Here is a 16,585-nt window from a genome sequence, read left to right on the forward strand (position 1 = left end):
GCTCCATCCTTCCATCGAGTTGCGATGGGAATCTATCGAATATCGATAGATACATCAAGAGTGAGGCGCAGGGTGGGCGGTGGACTGCGCCGAAGCCCTGGTCCGGGAAGCCGGACCTCGCATCCTCCTGACTCGGACCACATCACCCGAGATTCCTGGCATCCCACGTCTCGAGCACATCGACGTGATGATCACGGACCTCGATACTCTGCGGCACCCCCAACGGCGGCCGGGTTGGCCGGGGTCAGGTGGTCGAGTTCGGTGGCTGCCAGGTGGCCCGGACAAGGGCTCGTTCGGTGCCGGCGAGATAGACGGCCGTGGCGAGCCACACCCGGGCGTAGCGGTCCGGGTCGACTTCCCTGGTGCGGCCGAACACGTCACGGGTGCGGCGATCAGCCTCGGCTGTGAGGCTGATCGCCAGGTCCGCGGCCGTACGGAATCCGCTGTGCCGCAGGACCGGCTCACCGCCGGCCCGGCTGTTGGCCCGTACGGGTTCGGCGACGGCCCTGCGGCCTCCTGACACGGCGGCCTCGACCATCCGCCTCAGCCGCCACAGGGGGGCATCGACCAGTGGGTCCGGCGGGAGTTGCAGGGAGCCGTCCATGGGAGGAAGGGCGCCCGGTGGCGGGAAGTGGACGCCTTCGAGGCGGTCGTAGCCCAGGTCGGCATGGCCCCTCCACGCCGCGGGCAGCCGCAGTGTCGCCTCGCCGTCCGGCACCGGGGCGACCGCGAGAGGGCGGAGTGTGGCGGCCCGGTCGGGGTCCAGACGGCCGATCACGCGGAGCCGCAGTCCCGGCCGGGAGGCGAGTCGGCGGACGTTGGACACATAGGTGAGGTCGGGGTGGCTGTTGGGCGGTGTCAGCCGGATCAGGATGCCGCCGGTGTCCGGTCGTCCGGCGGGCAGTTCGCGGGCGATGAGCTGATCACCCGCCGTGCCGACGAGCACCAGGTCACAGCCGATCAGCGTGCGGGCCGCCTGGTCGGCGCCGTCCGGGTCGCTGGTCGCGGACGCCGCGAGCCGGTCGGTCACGGCCTCGGACAGCGGGCGGGCGAACAGGGCGGCGAGCGGACCCGAGGTCCAGGACAGACCGGGGACCGGAGTGGCCCGTACGCCCTTGCCGGAGCCGAGGCGGCCGTCCGGGGAGAGGGTCGCGCCGGATATCAGCAGCCCGCCACGGGCGAGTTGGGCGTGGTTGAGGTTGCCCGAGCCGGGTGCGACGGTCGCGGTGGCGGCGCCCCGGGCCCGGGTCGGACCGCCGGGTTTGACGTCGGCGACGGAGAACCAGCGCCCGTCGTCGGAGACGAGGTGGGTGACGACACCGCCGTAGCCGGTGGCCGAGACCACCGGTTCCGAACACACCCCATGGACGCGCAGGCTGCCGCCCGGCCGGTAGCCGCGGCGGGCGACGCCCACCAGAGCCGGGTCGGGATCGGCCGCCACCAGCAGCCCGGTGGTGAGCAGCAGGTCCCGCAGGTTGGCGACCAGGTCGGCCAGCCGGTGGCCGTCGTGGCGGGCGCGGGCGCCACGCAGTCCGCGGACGACCCGAAGAGCGGCCGCCTCGGCGCGGTACAGCCCGGCGAGCCGGGCCGTGTGCGCGGCCCGCAGCAGCTCCGCCTGAGGCACGGCGCCAGCGGCGGGGATTCCGGCGGCGAGCACGGCCGCGGCGGCGGACCACAGTCCGGCCGCGGCGGCCACCTGGGCGGTGCCGGGCTTGGCGGGTTCGGAGGGTTCTGTGGGTGGTGAGGCCGGTCCGGCGGTCAGCGGGGCGCCGGTCGGGCCGGCTGCCACGGCATCGGCCCGACCATCGGGCACGGTCGCGCTCTCGGCACCGGCCGCCGCGGCCGCAGGCTCGGGCTCCGCGCCGTCGGCCACCGGGCAGGCTCCGAGCACGGCGGCGCGGTGCAGGCACCTGGGTGCGAGCAGGCAGCTGCACCGCACCTGCCCGGCGTCCCGGACCGTGCCGGAGGCACCGGGCACGAGGGTGACTTCGGCGTCTTCGCCACACCGGACGCGTCGGGTGGCGCCGTCGGTGGTGACCGGCGCGGCCGCGTACACCTCGATCGCGGCGTCCAGCCTCTTGCGCAGCCGGGAAGTCAGGCTCTCGGCTGCGGCGGCGACCACGTCGGGCGCCACAGGGGGGAGTTCGGGGTTCATCGGGTCTCTCCGCGGAGGCGGTCGCCCACCCAGCGGGCGAGGGCGAGGGGACTCAGGGCCGCGACGGGCATACCGGCCGCGACGAGCTGGCGGGCGATGGGCACCGCGTAGCGCGGGGTGCCGGTGTCCTCCAGGGCGGCGCATCCCATGAGGTGCGCTCCGGAGCTCGCGAGGGCGCGTACCTCGCCGAGGAGTCCGCCCAGCGGATAGCCCTCCTCGAAGTCGCTGACCACCACCACCAGCGTCCGGCTGGGCACGGTGATCAGGGACCGGGCGTGGGCGAGCCCGGCCGCGATGTGGGTGCCACCGCCGACCCTTACCTCCAGCAGCAGCGACAGCGGATCGTGGACCCGGCCCGTCAGGTCGATCACTTCGGTCGAGAACGCGAGGAAGTGGGTGGACAGTGTGGGCACCCCGCCCAGGACGGCAGCGGTCAGCGCCGCCCAGATGACGGATGCCTCCATCGACCCGGACACGTCGACCACGAGGATCAGCCGCCAGTCCGCCTCCTTGCGGGAGCGGGTGCTGAACACCGGCCGTTCCGGGACGACCAGGGTGCGGCCGTCGCCGGTCCGGCGGGTGTGCGCCAGGTTGGCCCGCAGGGTGCGCGGCAGGTCGATCCGGCCACCGGGGCGGTGGGTCGGACGTGGCGTGGACAGCCCTGTCAACGCCGGGCGTGTCCGGGTGGCCAGCTCCTTGGCGAGTTCGTCGACCAGACGGCGCACGAGTGGGCGCAGCCGGGCCAGTTGCTGCTCGGGCATCCCTCCGGCGTGGGACAGTACGGAGGTCAACAGATCGACCGAGGGGCGGACCGCCTTGGGGTCGAGTTCGGCCAGTACGTCGCCACGGCCCTGGTCGGCGGCGCGTGCCAGGACCTCCTCGCGGACCTCCGTGCCGAACAACGCGTCCAGTTCATCGGCCCATTCGCGGGCCGTGGGGAAGGACGCGCCCTGGCCACCGCCCTGGCCGGTACCGCCACCCCGGCCGGTGCCGCCGTCCTGACCGGTGCCGCCGCCCCGGCCCGGGCGGTGGCACCGGCCGAGGTCCGAGGAGCCCTCGCCCCGGCCGGTGCCGTACAGCTCCTCCAGCGCGTGCGCGTAACGGCGGGCGTCCTGCGGCAGCTTGTCGCTCTCCCGGCCGAGGAGCAGCCGCCACCGGTCGATGGGGGCGAGCCGCAGCGCGAAGCGCGCCATGGGGGCGGGGGCCCGACCGGGGCGGGGCGCGGGGACGGGCTCGCCTCCGGCACGCGCAGGCGCGGCGGGGCCCGTGGGAATCCCAAAGTCCTGGCGCGCCGTCAGATCCGTCCCGAACAGCGGCCGCAGGGAGCCGATCTCCGCGAAGCCCGCCCTGTCCGCTGCCGTCCAGAGGGCCAGCAAGTGTGGAGAGGCGTCCAGCGCCAGGTCGAGGCGGTCGCCGAGACGGTCCGCCACACTGTGCAGCAGCCGATCACGGCCAGCCGGGCTGAGGGTGTCGAAGCCGCCGCGCAGGGCGGGCAGCCGGTCCAGGAATCCCTGGTCGGTGAGGGTGTCGATCCGCTCGAGCAGTGCGTCCAGGGCGGCCGGTGACGACTGGAGCAGCGCGGCGGCACCACTGAGCAGTCCCACGAAGCGACGGGCCAGTTGACGGCGGCCGTCCGCGCTGGTGGCGGTGTCGATCCAGCCGACGGCACGCCTGCTGAGAGTGTGGACGTCGTCGAGGTCGAGCAGGACCCGGGCAGCCAGGGAGGCTCCCTGGACGAGCGGGGAACCGGTGCGCGCCAGGGTGGCCAGGGCGTCGTCCACACGCAGTCCCAGGCGGTGTTCACCGGCCCGCGACGCCAGCTCGACCAGCGCTGTCGCGTCCTCCGGCTCGTCGCTGCCCGCCAGGCCGGGAAGGGCCCGGACCGCCGACTCCAGCAGGACCGCGGCGAGCCCGGCGGCGGTGTGCCGCCCTTGTGGTGTGATGCCGGGCAGATGGCCCCGGCGCAGCGCCTCCAGCAGATCGAGCGCGGTGAGGAGTTCGGGGAGCGTGGCGGCCAGGGGAAGCACATCGGCCGCGTCGGCCAGCCGCTCGGCGACCAGCGCCGGCAGGTCGCAGAGGGCGGCCGACCGGAGCCCTGCGAGAACGAGGGTGCAGGTGGGGCCGCCGTCCGCGGACTCCGTGCGGAAGGTCTCCCGCAGCGTGCCCTCGGCGGCCAGGGCCGCCGTCACGCCCCGTATCCCGGCCAGTTCGAGCCGCACGGGGACGGCCGGGGTCCACGACAGCCGCCACCGGGTGGTGAGGGCGGTCGCGTCGCCCGTGCCGGACACGGCCACGGCCTCGCCGTAGTCCGCGCCGCACACCGCGAGGCGCTGGAGCAGGATCTCGCGGCGGCCGTCGAGGGCGGATCGGAGCGGATCGAGCCGTACCTCACGCGCGGCGGGGTCGTCAGGGCCGGGCAGCCGCAGCCCGGCCAGCTCCGCCTCCACGGACGGACCGAGCCCGCAGCGCGGGGTGCCCGGCGCGATCCGGCCGCGGTCGGTGCCGACCAGAACGACCTCGAGAGCCCGCGCGAGAGCCCGGCCGCGGCCGAGCGGTTCGCCCTGTGCCATGACGGTCGTCAGCGCCTCCAGTACCTCGCCGCGTCCCGGAGCCGCGAGCCCGCGCAGCATGGCCAGGTCGCACGCCACGCGCAGGGTCTCGGTGGCCTCCCCCGTCCCCGCCGTGTGCCCGGCCGCGCGCAGCTCCCGGCACACGTCGGTGATCGCACGCGCGGCGGCGTCGTGCACTGCCCCGGGGTCGCCGCCGGCGGTGAACACCGCCTGCTGCCAGCGCGGGTCCCGGATACCGGCCGGGTAGCCGGAACGGGAGTCCAGCAGGTCGAAGGCGTAGGGGACGAGGGACGTGATGACAGGCGGGGGCTCACCGGCGGGGGCACGGCCGATGGCTGTCGACGCCCCGCCGTTCTCGCACGGGCCCGCCACCGCCGGGTACGGATCGGCGGTGGCGGCCAGCGCCGGGGCGTGGAACGCGCCGATGACGGCCGCGACCCGGCGCCCGCCCACGGCGGCGTGGGCGATCGCCTCGCGCATATGGGCCTCGCGGGCGGCGTCCACCGGCGACGCGCCACCCGCCGATTCGGCGTCACGGCGCAGCGCCCATCCGATGCCCAGGGCGGCCCGGCGGATCGCCTCGGGGGTGCAGCCGGGCGCGAGGACCTCCACACAGCGGTCCCACAGGTCGTCACCGTCACGGCCGGTTCCGGCGGCGGCGAGCGCGGCCGCGAAGGCGGTGGGCGTGCCCACCGCGGCGACGTCGGCGACCGCGGTCCGCGTGTCGTGGGTCGGGGCAGGACCGGCGGGGCCCTCCGTGTTCCACCGCGGATCGGACATCGGCAGATCACAGCACACGACCTCCGCCCCCCGCTCCCGTGCCCAGCGGACCGCGGCGAGTTCGGGCGAGAAGTCGGCGAACGGATGGAAGCCGAGCCGCCCGCCCTCGCCGACACCGGCCAGCGCGACGGGCGCGACGGTGCCCGGTGCGGCCAGATGTGTGATCCACGGCTGGAAGTCGGCGGGCAGTTCCACGCACACCACCTCGGCGCCGGAGGCGTCCAGCAGGGCGGGCACCGCCCCGGCCAGCGCGGGGCTGTGGTGCCGGATGCCCAGCAGGTACGGCGCCATGGAGTCGGCGAGGGCGGTGACGGCCGCCTGCGGGTCCTGAGCGGGCGTCACCGAAGGCTCTCCCGCAGGTCCCACAGGCGCCGCCAGATCGCCGAACCGTCCTCGGCGCGGCGGCGCACCGGGCCGTCCCAGTAGCCGAGCAGACGCGCGTGGTCGGCCGGATCGTCCTTGCGGACCACGCCCAGGAGATGGCCCGGGACCAGGTCGAGCGAATCGTTGCCGGGGAGATAGGCGGCGGCCACCCCGAGGGAGACGGCGACCTGCACCGCCTCGGCGGTGGACATCACCGTGCCCGGCCGCTCCACGTCCCAACCCTCGGCGGACCGCCCGGCCCGCAGGTCACGGAAGACGGTGACGAGTACGTCGAGCACCGCGTCGTCGACGCCGTAGGCCGCGCCCGCCCGCTCGACGGCCGTGGTGGCCTGCCGCCGGACGAGCGCGGTCTCGGCTTCGACGTCCGCGATCGGATGCACGGTCTCGAAGTTGAAGCGGCGCTTGAGCGCCGCGGACATCTCCGAGACACCGCGGTCGCGCAGGTTCGCGGTGGCGATGACGGTGAACCCGGGTGCGGCCGCCACCTGGGCGTGGTCCGTGCCGGACAGTTCGGGAACGCTCATCCGCCGGTCGGACAGGATCGACACCAGGGCGTCCTGTACCTCGGGCAGACAGCGGGTGATCTCCTCCACCCGCGCCACCCGGCCGGAGCGCATGGCGGCGAGAACCGGCGAGTCGACCAGTGCCTGCGGGGTCGGGCCCTGGGCGAGCAGCAGGGCGTAGTTCCAGCCGTAGCGCAGGGCGTCCTCGGTGGTGCCCGCGGTGCCCTGCACGGTGAGCGCGCTGGTGCCGCAGACCGCGGCCGCCAGCAGCTCGGACAGCATCGACTTGGCCGTGCCGGGTTCACCGACGAGCAGCAGGCCGCGCTCACCGGCGAGGGTGACGACACAGCGTTCCACCATGGCGCGTTCGCCGACGAACTTGGCGGCGATCACCAGCCGGTCGGGCAGCGTCTCGTGGGGCTCGGTCAGTTTCAGGGCCTCGCCACCGCTGCCGCAGACGAAGGTGATCACGGAGCGCGGGGTGAGCCGCCAGCCGGGCGGGCGGGGCCCTTCGTCATGGGCGGCGAGGAAGGCGAGTTCGGTGGCGTGGCGCTCTTCGGCGGGCAGGGGCCGCCGGGCCGGGACGGCCGCCGCCGTGTCGGTCAGGGTCATCGATGTCCTTGCTGGGTCGGTCTGTCTGCCGGGGTGGGTCTGTCTGCCGTCATGGGGTGGGGACGGGGGTGGCGGGGCACAGGCGAGGCTCCGGTGCCCCGCCACACGCCACCCGCCACCCATCGCTCAGCGGCGGCGGCCCCGCCGCACCTTCAGTTCCTCGAACCGGGGAGCCTCGCCGTCCCGGACCCGTTGCCAGGCCCTGCGGTAGAGCTCGGCGACCGGTTCGGTCGGCACGACCACGCCGAACGGTGTGTCGACGCCGTCGCTCGCCACGTCGGCGAAGAGCGGCAGCTTCCACCGCTCCAGCGGGACCCGCGAGGCCGACGCCTCCACCCAGCCTCCCGGCAGGAACAGCGACCGCCCGGCCCTGGTCCGGGTGGCCTCGACGACGAGGTCGGTGGCGGCCAGTTCGGCGCGGGCCGCCTTGAGCCGGACCGGCTTCCACCCCGTCCACCGGGCCGTCATCCGGTCGGTCGGATCGGGCATGGCGAGCAGCATCAGGTAGAGGACGGCGGCGTCCACGCCGATCCCGTACTTCTTGGCCGCCTCGGTCACCAGCTCGGGGACCGAGCGGGCAGGGTCCTGCGGCCACCAGGTGCCGTCCTTGCCCCGTTCGCCCGCGAGGGGGTCGCCGGAGTCGGCGAGGAGTGCCGCGAAGCGGGCGTCGCGGGCCAGGCGCAGCGCCGCTTCCGCCGCGAAGGGCCGCTGGTCGTCGAGGCGCAGTGCGGGCAGGTACGGGTCCCGGCCGGCCTCGTCGAGCAGGGCGACCCGGAGACCCGGGGCGGGCTGGTCGTCGTGGGTGGCGAGGATGACGGCGCCGTACCGCTCGAAGCCGGTACCGACCTCGGTCGGGGCGCCGGCCGCCTTCCGGAACTGGTCGAGCGAGATGTACCGGTCGAGGTCGAGCACCAGCCCGGGGTGGGCCAGCCGCTCGCGTACGGCGGTGAGCGCGGGGGCCAAGGAGGCCCGGATCGGGTCGCCGACGGGCAATCGGTGGGCGAGCCAGGCGGCGAGTTCGACGGAGCCGATCAGGGTCTGCGCCGTGAACCCCACCGCGGCGTCGTCCGTGGGCTTGACCCGGTCCCCGTTGACCGCCCACTCCAGGTCCCGGCTGAGACGCGGCTCACCGGCCGGGTCCAGCAGCGCGGCCAGCGCCTCCCGAACACTCCACCGCGCGTGCGGGAGCGCGCGGAGCGCATCGCCGAGCAGTTCCTCGGGGACGGGCGTCCGCTTGCCGACCCTGGCGTTCCAGACCGCGGCGGCGGCGGTCACGTCCGGCCCGTCGGTCCACAGCCGGGCGGGGTCGGCGGGCAGCAGCGCGCCCACCACCGCGGCACGGATCCCGCTGTCGATGCCCCCCAACTCGTCCTTGGCGACGGCCGCCGGGGCGGTCTTCACACCGATGAGGTGGCGTGCCTCCGTGGTGAGGAACGTCCGTTCGCCGGCGTCCACCCGGGGCAGACCGGCCACGATCAGCCGGGCCATCGTCCCGGTGACCCCGGTGAGGAGGGCGAACTCCTCGGCGGCGTCCGGGAACCACGGAGCGGGCCCCCGCTCGGCCAGCTCCGAGAGGAACACGCCGAGCCGGCCCGCGTCACCGTCCTCGCCCACGGGTGCCGATGACACGAGTGTGTAGGGCTCCGGCGTCTCGAACCGCCCGGTGGGGTCATGGAAGAATCCGGTGAACGACCAGCCGTACCTGTTCCGGTCGTTGCGCTCCACCACGGCGACGAAGGCGCCGCCGCCCAACGGCAGCAAGCCCCGCCCCGTACCCTCGCGCCACGTGCCCGACGGGGTGCGGCGCAGCAGGTCGGCCTCCAGGCGCAGGACCACCTTGCGCCAGTGCGCGCTCTCCGCGGTCGGCTCCAGCTCCAGCGCGGCGAAGTCGGCGAGCAGCGTGCGCAGCACCTCGCGGTGCTCCTCGGAGGTGGTGGCGGCCGCCGCCCGGTATGCCAGGGCCGTGCTGCGGTCCACCAGCGTCTCCAGGCCCAGGTGACTGCTCGGCAGCACGTGCCCGTCGAGGTGGAGCCTGACGGTCCGCCCCTTCGGTGCCGTCGGGCCCGCGGCCCGGGTCAGCATCCGCAGGGCACGGAAGGTGTTGTCGGCCTCCTCTTCGGCATCCCACCCCCACAGGTAGCCTCCCCACCACGGGCCGACCCCGTTCATGGCGTCGAGGAGCGCGGTGTCCGGCGGACCGGCCGGACCTTCGTCCTCCGTCTCCAGCTCCGGGCCGCCGCCTTCGAGCGCCTGGGTGAGCCGGGTCACTGCCGCGTCGAGGACGGCCTGCTGGCGCGCGGCGTAGCGCACGGCTCCGGCGATACCCGCGACGAGCGCGGGGTCGGTGACGGGAAGGAGGGTGCGGATCGCGTCGGGCAGCGCCTGCTTGTCGTCGTGCGGGGCGGTCCTCAGCAGAGTCGCCGCGGTGTCCTCGTCGAGGTGCCGCAGCGCCTCGGAGCCCTCCGGGTCACGTGGCGTCAGGTACGCCCAGTACGGCAACGGCGGCAGGATCGGTGAGGCCGTTCCGAAACCATCGGATGTGTCGCCCCGGTCGGCCACCGTGGTGGTGACGCCGTCGGTGTCGACCAGCTCGTACCGCGATCCGTTCACGACGACGGCTCGAGGGCGGTCGTCGCCGGGGAACACCACCAGGGCGCACGGCAGGTAGGAATCGGGAGGCAGGGTGACGGTGCGTCCGGCGAGATCCTGGGCGCGCAGCGAACCGTCGGGCCGTTCCACCACGCGGAGGCCGACCAGGCCGTCCACGGGCACAACGGCCGGCCCGGCACCGGTGGACGGCGTGGGGTGCAGCCAGCCGGAGACGATGCTGCCCGCGGGGGCGTCGCGCAGCGCGTCGGTGAGGAAGGCGGGCATGCTCATGCGTCCGCACTCATTCGTGGCCGGGTCGTATGCGTACCAGCCGTGGGCCGCGCGGTCCTCGGCGTCCGCGTTCCAGACCCAGTACGAGACGCCGTCGCAGAGGAGTCGCCGTTCCTGGGGCAGGGTGGTGTCCCCGGCGTGCAGGACGGCGCCGCCGGTGGTCCGGCCGCCCCCGGGCAGGGGCAGGGTGACGGTGGGGTCGCTCGAGCCCCACCTCATCGTCGTGCCCCGGGAGTAGGCGGCGCCCCGGAGGTTCTGAAGGTGGTCGGCGCGGGTGTGCCAGTAACCGCGCAGGCCGTCGCCGTCGTCGCTTACCCAGTAGACGAGCAACTCACCGTCCACGTAGTGGAAGCCGATCTCACCCCAGGAGGAGTTCGCCGGGACCCGCAGGTCGTGGGCGAAGAGCGTGCCCTCGGCGCCGATCACCCGGGCCTGGGTACGGCCGGCCACAACGAGGTGGGGCCAAGCCTCGGATACGACCAGGTGCTGGCCACGGCCGGGGTCGAGACTGACGGCCGCGTCCTCCCATGCGGGCCAGCCGAGTTCGTCGAAGAGCCCGGCCCGCAGCGTGCGCGCCAGCAGCGGCGCGAGGTCGATGCCGACCGCCTCACGGACCTCCTTCTCCGCCAGCACCAGCGCTTCGGACGGGAGCCACTTCAGCCGGGACAGGGCACGGCGCAGTTGCGGCAGGCCGACCGCGGTGCAGCGCCGCATGACCGTGCGGACCCACTCCGCCAGCATCGGGCGCCCGCCGGGCGACGCGGAGAGCAGCCGAATGGCCCGCAGGTCCCGCTCCCCCTTGCGCAAGCCGTCCGCGCTCCGCAGGAACGGCTCGCGGAAACGGGCGTCCGCGGCCAGCGCCAGCAGGTCGCGTTGCCCCTTGCCCGTCGCCCAGTCGCTCAGTGACAAGGCATGAGGCGCTTCCAAGGCGGCCACGGGCACGTCCAGGGACAGCAGCAGGTCGATCAAGTCGATCTCGCCGCCGACCGTCACCTCGCCGCCGGATGCGAGGAGTTCCGCCCGCAGACAGTCCGCCGCCCGTTCCACGAGCCGGTGCAACTCCGGCATCCGGGGGGAGCCGCCCCACGACCGCGTCCGCTGCCACAACGCCAGGAAGCGCTCCAGCCAGCCCGCGGCGCCGTCCCGAGGACGCTCCTCCTCGGGCAGCGAGGCGTCGCACAGTCCTGCCGTGGCACCGGAGGCTTCCAGCACCTCCAGCCACAAGGCGGGCATTCCCTCGTCGTGGACGTCCGGGGTCATGTCCAGCAGGTCGCCCCGCACCCGCGGCACCCTTCCGGCCAGCGACACCAGAGCCGCACGGTGGCCCTTCCACCAGCCCACCGCGGCGCGCAAGGTGGCCGGCAGAGACAGCAGCTCGGACAGATAGTCCTGTTCGACGAGATCGGCGTCCCGGTCGGCGGCGCGGGCGAGCTTGCGCAGGTCGTTGGCCATCTGAGCGGACGGTGGCATCCCGCCCGCGGTACGGCGCAGGCACAGCCGGGTGAAGCGCCGCAGCGCCTCGTCGGCCGGGACACGCGCGGCCAGCTCCCTTCCGTACGCGGAGAGCACCTTCACCGGGAGCGCGCCGGCCAGCGCGAACTCCAGAAAGACGGTGTCCAGCCACTCCTCGTCGATCGCCAGCCCGTGCTCCGCCTCGGCCTTGCGGGCCCGGGTGAACAACTGGGCGGCGTACTTGGCGTTCTCCTCCGCCAGGAACACGCGGCCGGCCCGTTCGTAGAAGCTCGGCAGGAAGTGCGGCACGGAGGCGGCCAGCCGCTCGCCGAGTTCCAGGAACGCCTCCATCGCGGTCTTCGGGCGGGACTTCGCCTGCCGGGCGGCTCGCTCCAGGTCCGGTACGACGGCCAGGGCATGGTGCCCGTCCTGCGGGTGGTGCACCAGCACCCACTCGGGGAAGCCCAGCGACTGACGCTGCCCGAGCCCCACCACGGCCGGCTCCGCGTCCTGCTCCAGGCCGAGGAAGGCGGCGGCCGCGTCCTCCGCCGCACCGAGTTCACCGGCCACCAGCCGCACCACCACCCGGTCGTCGAGGCCGTGATGACGGTAGGTCCGCGCCGTCAGCGGCACCGCCCCCTCCGGGGCCCTCCGCGTGTCCGGCGGCAGGACCGCGCCCGCCGCGAGAAGTTCCTCGTACGACACCTGTGTTCCGCCGCTCACGCGTTGCCGCCCTTCTCGATCGCACGTCCGGCGTACAGCGCCGCGGCCATCCGCATCCCCTCCGACCAGGCCACCGGCCCCAGCGTGTGCAGGGGCAGGGCGCGGCCCTCCTGGTCATGCCAGGTGAGGCTGCCGGTCTCCGTCCCGTCGTCGTACGGCACCCCGATCCACACGGCGGCCTCGACCGTCTGCCCGCCCTCGCGCACCCGGACCGTGGCGTAGGCGCCGGACACCCGGAAGCCCAGCGAATCGGCGCGCGCGGCCAGGGCGAAGCGGGAGCGGAACGCGCCCCCGGCGAAGTCCCGGACCTCGGTGGCCTTGGCATCAAGGGTCTCGGGCCGCCGCCACATCGCCCGGTGTATCTGCTCGACGCGCTGGACGATGCCCAGCTCGGCGGCGAACTCTCGCAGGTCCTCGAGGTCCGGCAGCAGCACCGGGTGCGGCACTGTCACCGTGCGCGGGGACAGCCGTACGGTCTCCCCGTCCAGGTTCACCACCTGTAGTTCGCCGGAGTCGGTGGCATCCCGCAGGAAGCCGACCTCGTCGGGGTCGTCACCGACCACCGCCATGTCGTGCAGCGCGGACCGCCATGCCTCGTCCGGCCACACCCGGGCCAGCAGTCCGGTCGGCACGGGCAGGGAGGACACCATCCAGGAGTCGACCTGTGCGACGCAGGCAGCGGCGTGCCGGTCCAGCCACTCGGCGAGCCGTCCGAGCCGGTCCACCTCCGGGTGACCCTTGAGCGCCTTCGGCAACGACTTCAACTGCCGTCCCGCCGCGCTCCCCGAGGTGGCGCGTGCCGCCACCCGCCCTTCAACAAGGGTGACTTCATACCTGTCACCCGCCGCCAACCAGCCCACGAGTCTTCGCCTTCCACCTCAGGGAAAAATAAGAAAGCACAGCTCAGCCGGGGTATCCCGGCATCAGTGCGACGATATGCGGAACGCTAGTGGCGACTACTGACACTCGATTCCGCACAGCGCGGATGTCCTGACGCGAGCGTTCCGGCGGACAGCCGCTCGCATCAGGCGATCGCGGGCATACGGACCTTCGGCTCCGTGCCAAACCGACGGGGAAAGTGCTCACCGCTTCTGAGCGTTCACACCGCCGACGCACGAGGCGCGGTCCCTGACCGCCGTCGCGGTCGCCGTCGCCGTGCTCGGGCGGATGCGGGCCGACCCGGCCGCAGCTACCACGTCGCCTTCTACCCGCCGCCGGACCCGCTCGATTCCTTCCCGCCGCAGTGTCGTTCACGGAGGTCGTGGAACCAACCGCATGAGGCGGCACGCCTGGGCGGTTGCGCTGGGATCAGCGGGCGGACCATGGAAGATGCCCCGGTGAAGAAAGGGGGAGCGGTCGGTGCGCTCCCGGACGTAGCATCCCCCGAATGACCTCCTCCTTGAGCGATGAGACCGTCCATCCATTCCGTATCGACATACCCCAGAGCGATCTGGACGATCTTCATGAACGCCTTGACCGAACCCGGTGGCCGGACGAGCTGGCGGGGGTGGGCTGGGCATACGGCGTCCCGCGCGACTACCTCAAGGATCTCGTGCACTACTGGCGGCATGTGTACGACTGGCGGGCCGCAGAAGCCGAGTTGAACCAGTGGCCGCAGTTCACCACCACGATCGACGGCACGAACGTCCACTTCGCGCATATCCGATCGCCCGAACCGGACGCGACCCCGCTGCTCATGCCGCACGGCTGGCCCGGCTCGATTGTCGAGTTCGCCGATGTGATCGGCCCGCTCACCGACCCCCGCGCGCACGGCGCCGCCCACGCCGACGCCTTTCACCTCGTGCTCCCCAGCATCCCGGGGTTCGGTTTCTCCGGACCCACGGTGGAAACCGGCTGGGAGTTCAAGCGGGTGGCCGAGGCGTTTGCCGCGTTGATGGCGCGCCTTGGTTATAGGCGCTACGGGGTGCAGGGTGGCGACTGGGGGGCGGGCATCGTGAGGGAGCTCGGCCGCATCTCGCCCGAGCGGGTCATCGGCGTCCATCTGAATCTGCTGCCGAACTCGTACCAGACCCAAGAGCCTGACCCGGACGAGCTGTCGGCGCTGGTGCCAAGGGAGCGGGAACGCACCTTGGCCTCATGGGAACGCTTCCAGGCGTGGAGCCACGACCGTCAGGGGTACGCCGACATCCAGGCCACCCGGCCGCAGACGCTGGCATACGGCCTGACCGATTCCCCGGTCGGTCAACTGGCCTGGGTCGTGGAGAAGTTCAAGGAGTGGACCGACTCCGAGGACTGCCCGGAGGACGCAGTCGACCGCGACCGGCTGCTCACCAATGTGATGCTGTACTGGCTGACCGGCACGGCCGGGTCGTCCGCCCGTATCTACTATGAGCGCGCGCACGCGAATTACCCGGAGGCGCTTCCCGAGCCGTCGACAACACCGACCGCGCTGGCCGTCTTCCCGTGGGACAACTTCATTCCGCTGCGGCACATCGCGGACCGCACGAACAACATCGTGCAGTGGACGGAGTACGACCGAGGGGGGCATTTCGCGGCGATGGAACAGCCGGAGCTTCTCGTCAGCGACATCCGGAAGTTCTTCCGGGGACTCCGGGACGCGGCGACAGCCACCGGTGCCCAGCCCGCTCGGCACACATCCCGCCAGGCTGAAGACGGCACGCCACCAGTCCACGCACAGTGACCAGACGCGGCCAGCCACCTCCCCATGATCTGGCTGGCCGCGCCATGGGAAATCCCAGCCGACCGCTGCGCGGCCCGAACCCTGTTGTCGGCGTACCCGGTCACGTCATGCGGCGAGGGCGACGTCGCGCATGCGGCCACCGGATGCCGCCAGCGGGCCACAGATCTCCGTCGCATGGGGAGCGAAGAATGGTGCTCCCACCTCGGAACGGGGTCGGGAGCGGTCAAGGCGCTCTTATGCCTCTCGGTGGCGAACATCCTGCGGTGACGACCAACGGGTTCGCGAGAACGCAGACTCAAGCGAGCCCGGACCCACACACCGGCCGCTGGCCCCCACAAGGGCGGATGAGATTTTCGGCACGCGCAGGACTGTGGCGGCTCGTCCCCCTCCGGCCGCGACGCACGGAGTTCTCCCGTTCGGCCACGCGCCACTGCTGAACCACGCCGCGGTGCCCGCACCCCGGTTTCCAGGCCCGGGCCCCACCCCCGCCGTCGCACGCCGGGCGCGTAAGGCGACCGCCCGCCCAATTCCGCGCGCTGCGCTGTTCAGGTGGCACCGGTCCCGGCCCCTTGCCGTTCCCCGGTACTGCTGCGTAACTGATGTCTGGTTCGTTACCGGAACCATCACCAGCCGCTGACCTGGGACCGGCCATTTCGGCCGCAGCGCTGCCCCGTTCTCCACCACGGACGCCCCTCCGCTCCTCGGCGGCCGCGGCCCCGTCCGCAGAAAGGGTCACCCATGCGACTTCTCAGAACCATGATCGCCTCCTGCTGCGCCGCACTGGCGCTCGCCGCCCTGCCCCTCCCCGCCCAGGCAGCCGTCGTCGTCCCGTGTGACACCTCGGACTTGGTGGACGCCATCACCACCGCCCCCTCAGGGCAGACCCTCGTCCTCGCCACAGGCTGCACCTACACGCTCGACACCGCCATCGGGGACAACGGGCTCCCGGTCATCAACAAAAACCTCACCATCGTGGGCAACCGAGCGACGATCACACGCGATGACGGGGCCCCGCAGTTCCGCATCATCGAAGTCGGCGCGGGCGGCACACTCAGCCTGACCAACGGACTCACCATCTCCGGCGGCGACACCACCGGGAACGGCGGAGGCATTCTCGTCGACAGTGGCGGCACACTGCGGCTCCTCAGGGAGGTCACCGTCAGGGACAACGTGGCCGACGGCAACGGAGGGGGCATCAGCGTGAACGGAACCGCGGCCATTTCCTTCAGTACCGTCACCCACAACTCCGCCGAGAGCGGTGACAGCGAGGGCGGAGGAGTCGACAACGAGAACGTCACCACCATCAACAGCAGCTTCCTGACCTTCAACCACGCCGAGGAGTACGGAGGCGGTCTCAACAGCGACGCGGGAACCTCCACTGTCAACTCCACCACCCTCAGCGACAACGACGCCGTCAACGACGGCGGCGCCGGCGACTTCGACGACGGTACGGTGGTGTTCAACAACAGCAGCATCGTGGACAACACCGTGTCCGGTCCCGACGGATCTGACGGCGCCTTCTACAACAACGCCGTCACCACACTCACCAACACCACGGTGAGCCGCAACACGGTCGACGACGGAGAAGTCGGAGCCATCGAGAACTACAACAGTCTCTCGCTCCGGAACAGCCGGGTCACCTTCAACACGGTCGCCGGTACGGAAGGCGACACCGGGGCGATCTACAACGAGGAGACCCTGAGCCTGATCAACACCCCGGTGACCAACAACTCCGCGCCCGAGCAGCCCGGGGGCGTCAATTCCCTCGTGCCGTACTTCGTCAGCAACTCGCCGATCACCAACAACCAGCCCACCAACTGCATCGGCAGCACCTTCATCCCTCCCAGCTGCGTCGGCTGACGCG

7 protein-coding genes are annotated in these 16,585 nt (G+C 72.8%); 2 read left to right on the forward strand and 5 right to left on the reverse strand.

What is annotated here, in order from left to right:
• Positions 1–244: 244 nt before the first annotated feature.
• The 5 genes from AB0C66_RS15000 to AB0C66_RS15020 form a co-directional block, all read right to left on the reverse strand.
• Positions 245–2,155, reverse strand: coding sequence for a hypothetical protein (locus AB0C66_RS15000; RefSeq protein WP_362437315.1), 1,911 nt, complete (start codon positions 2,153–2,155; stop codon positions 245–247).
• The gene (locus tag AB0C66_RS15005; protein ID WP_362437317.1) at positions 2,152–5,847 is read right to left on the reverse strand and encodes a DUF5682 family protein; all 3,696 of its coding nucleotides are present in this window, start codon (positions 5,845–5,847) and stop codon (positions 2,152–2,154) included. The genes AB0C66_RS15000 and AB0C66_RS15005 overlap by 4 nt, the downstream gene beginning before the upstream one ends.
• Entirely contained in the window at positions 5,844–7,004 is a 1,161-nt protein-coding gene (locus AB0C66_RS15010; protein WP_362437319.1) for an AAA family ATPase, read from the reverse strand. The genes AB0C66_RS15005 and AB0C66_RS15010 overlap by 4 nt, the downstream gene beginning before the upstream one ends.
• A 126-nt stretch (positions 7,005–7,130) precedes the next feature.
• Positions 7,131–12,059 (reverse strand): DNA-binding protein, encoded by a 4,929-nt coding sequence (locus tag AB0C66_RS15015; RefSeq protein ID WP_362437321.1) that lies wholly within the window; start codon positions 12,057–12,059, stop codon positions 7,131–7,133.
• On the reverse strand, positions 12,056–12,919 hold the full coding sequence (locus tag AB0C66_RS15020) for a DUF4132 domain-containing protein (protein WP_362437323.1): 864 nt from the start codon (positions 12,917–12,919) through the stop codon (positions 12,056–12,058). Before AB0C66_RS15020 ends, AB0C66_RS15015 begins: the two co-directional genes overlap by 4 nt.
• A 527-nt stretch (positions 12,920–13,446) precedes the next feature.
• On the opposite strand from AB0C66_RS15020, the gene AB0C66_RS15025 reads away from it, so the two are divergent.
• Together AB0C66_RS15025 and AB0C66_RS15030 are read left to right on the forward strand one after the other, a co-directional pair.
• Positions 13,447–14,721 (forward strand): epoxide hydrolase family protein, encoded by a 1,275-nt coding sequence (locus tag AB0C66_RS15025; RefSeq protein WP_362437325.1) that lies wholly within the window; start codon positions 13,447–13,449, stop codon positions 14,719–14,721.
• A 738-nt stretch (positions 14,722–15,459) separates the two neighbouring features.
• Positions 15,460–16,581 carry a hypothetical protein gene (locus tag AB0C66_RS15030; protein ID WP_362437327.1) on the forward strand — a complete coding sequence of 374 codons (1,122 nt, stop codon included), beginning with the start codon at positions 15,460–15,462 and terminating at the stop codon, positions 16,579–16,581.
• Positions 16,582–16,585 lie beyond the last annotated feature (4 nt).

Origin of the sequence: Streptomyces sp. NPDC048636 (genome assembly GCF_040650655.1) — a bacterium.
In the GTDB taxonomy this organism is placed as follows: Bacteria; Actinomycetota; Actinomycetes; order Streptomycetales; family Streptomycetaceae; genus Streptomyces.

What these genes read in the sequence shown, in the direction of transcription:
- AB0C66_RS15000 (WP_362437315.1), bottom strand. Translation starts at nt 2,155, where the DNA reads ATGAACCCCGAACTCCCCCCTGTGGCGCCCGACGTGGTCGCCGCCGCA.
- AB0C66_RS15010 (WP_362437319.1), bottom strand. Translation starts at nt 7,004, where the DNA reads ATGACCCTGACCGACACGGCGGCGGCCGTCCCGGCCCGGCGGCCCCTG.
- AB0C66_RS15025 (WP_362437325.1), top strand. Translation starts at nt 13,447, where the DNA reads ATGACCTCCTCCTTGAGCGATGAGACCGTCCATCCATTCCGTATCGAC.
- AB0C66_RS15030 (WP_362437327.1), top strand. Translation starts at nt 15,460, where the DNA reads ATGCGACTTCTCAGAACCATGATCGCCTCCTGCTGCGCCGCACTGGCG.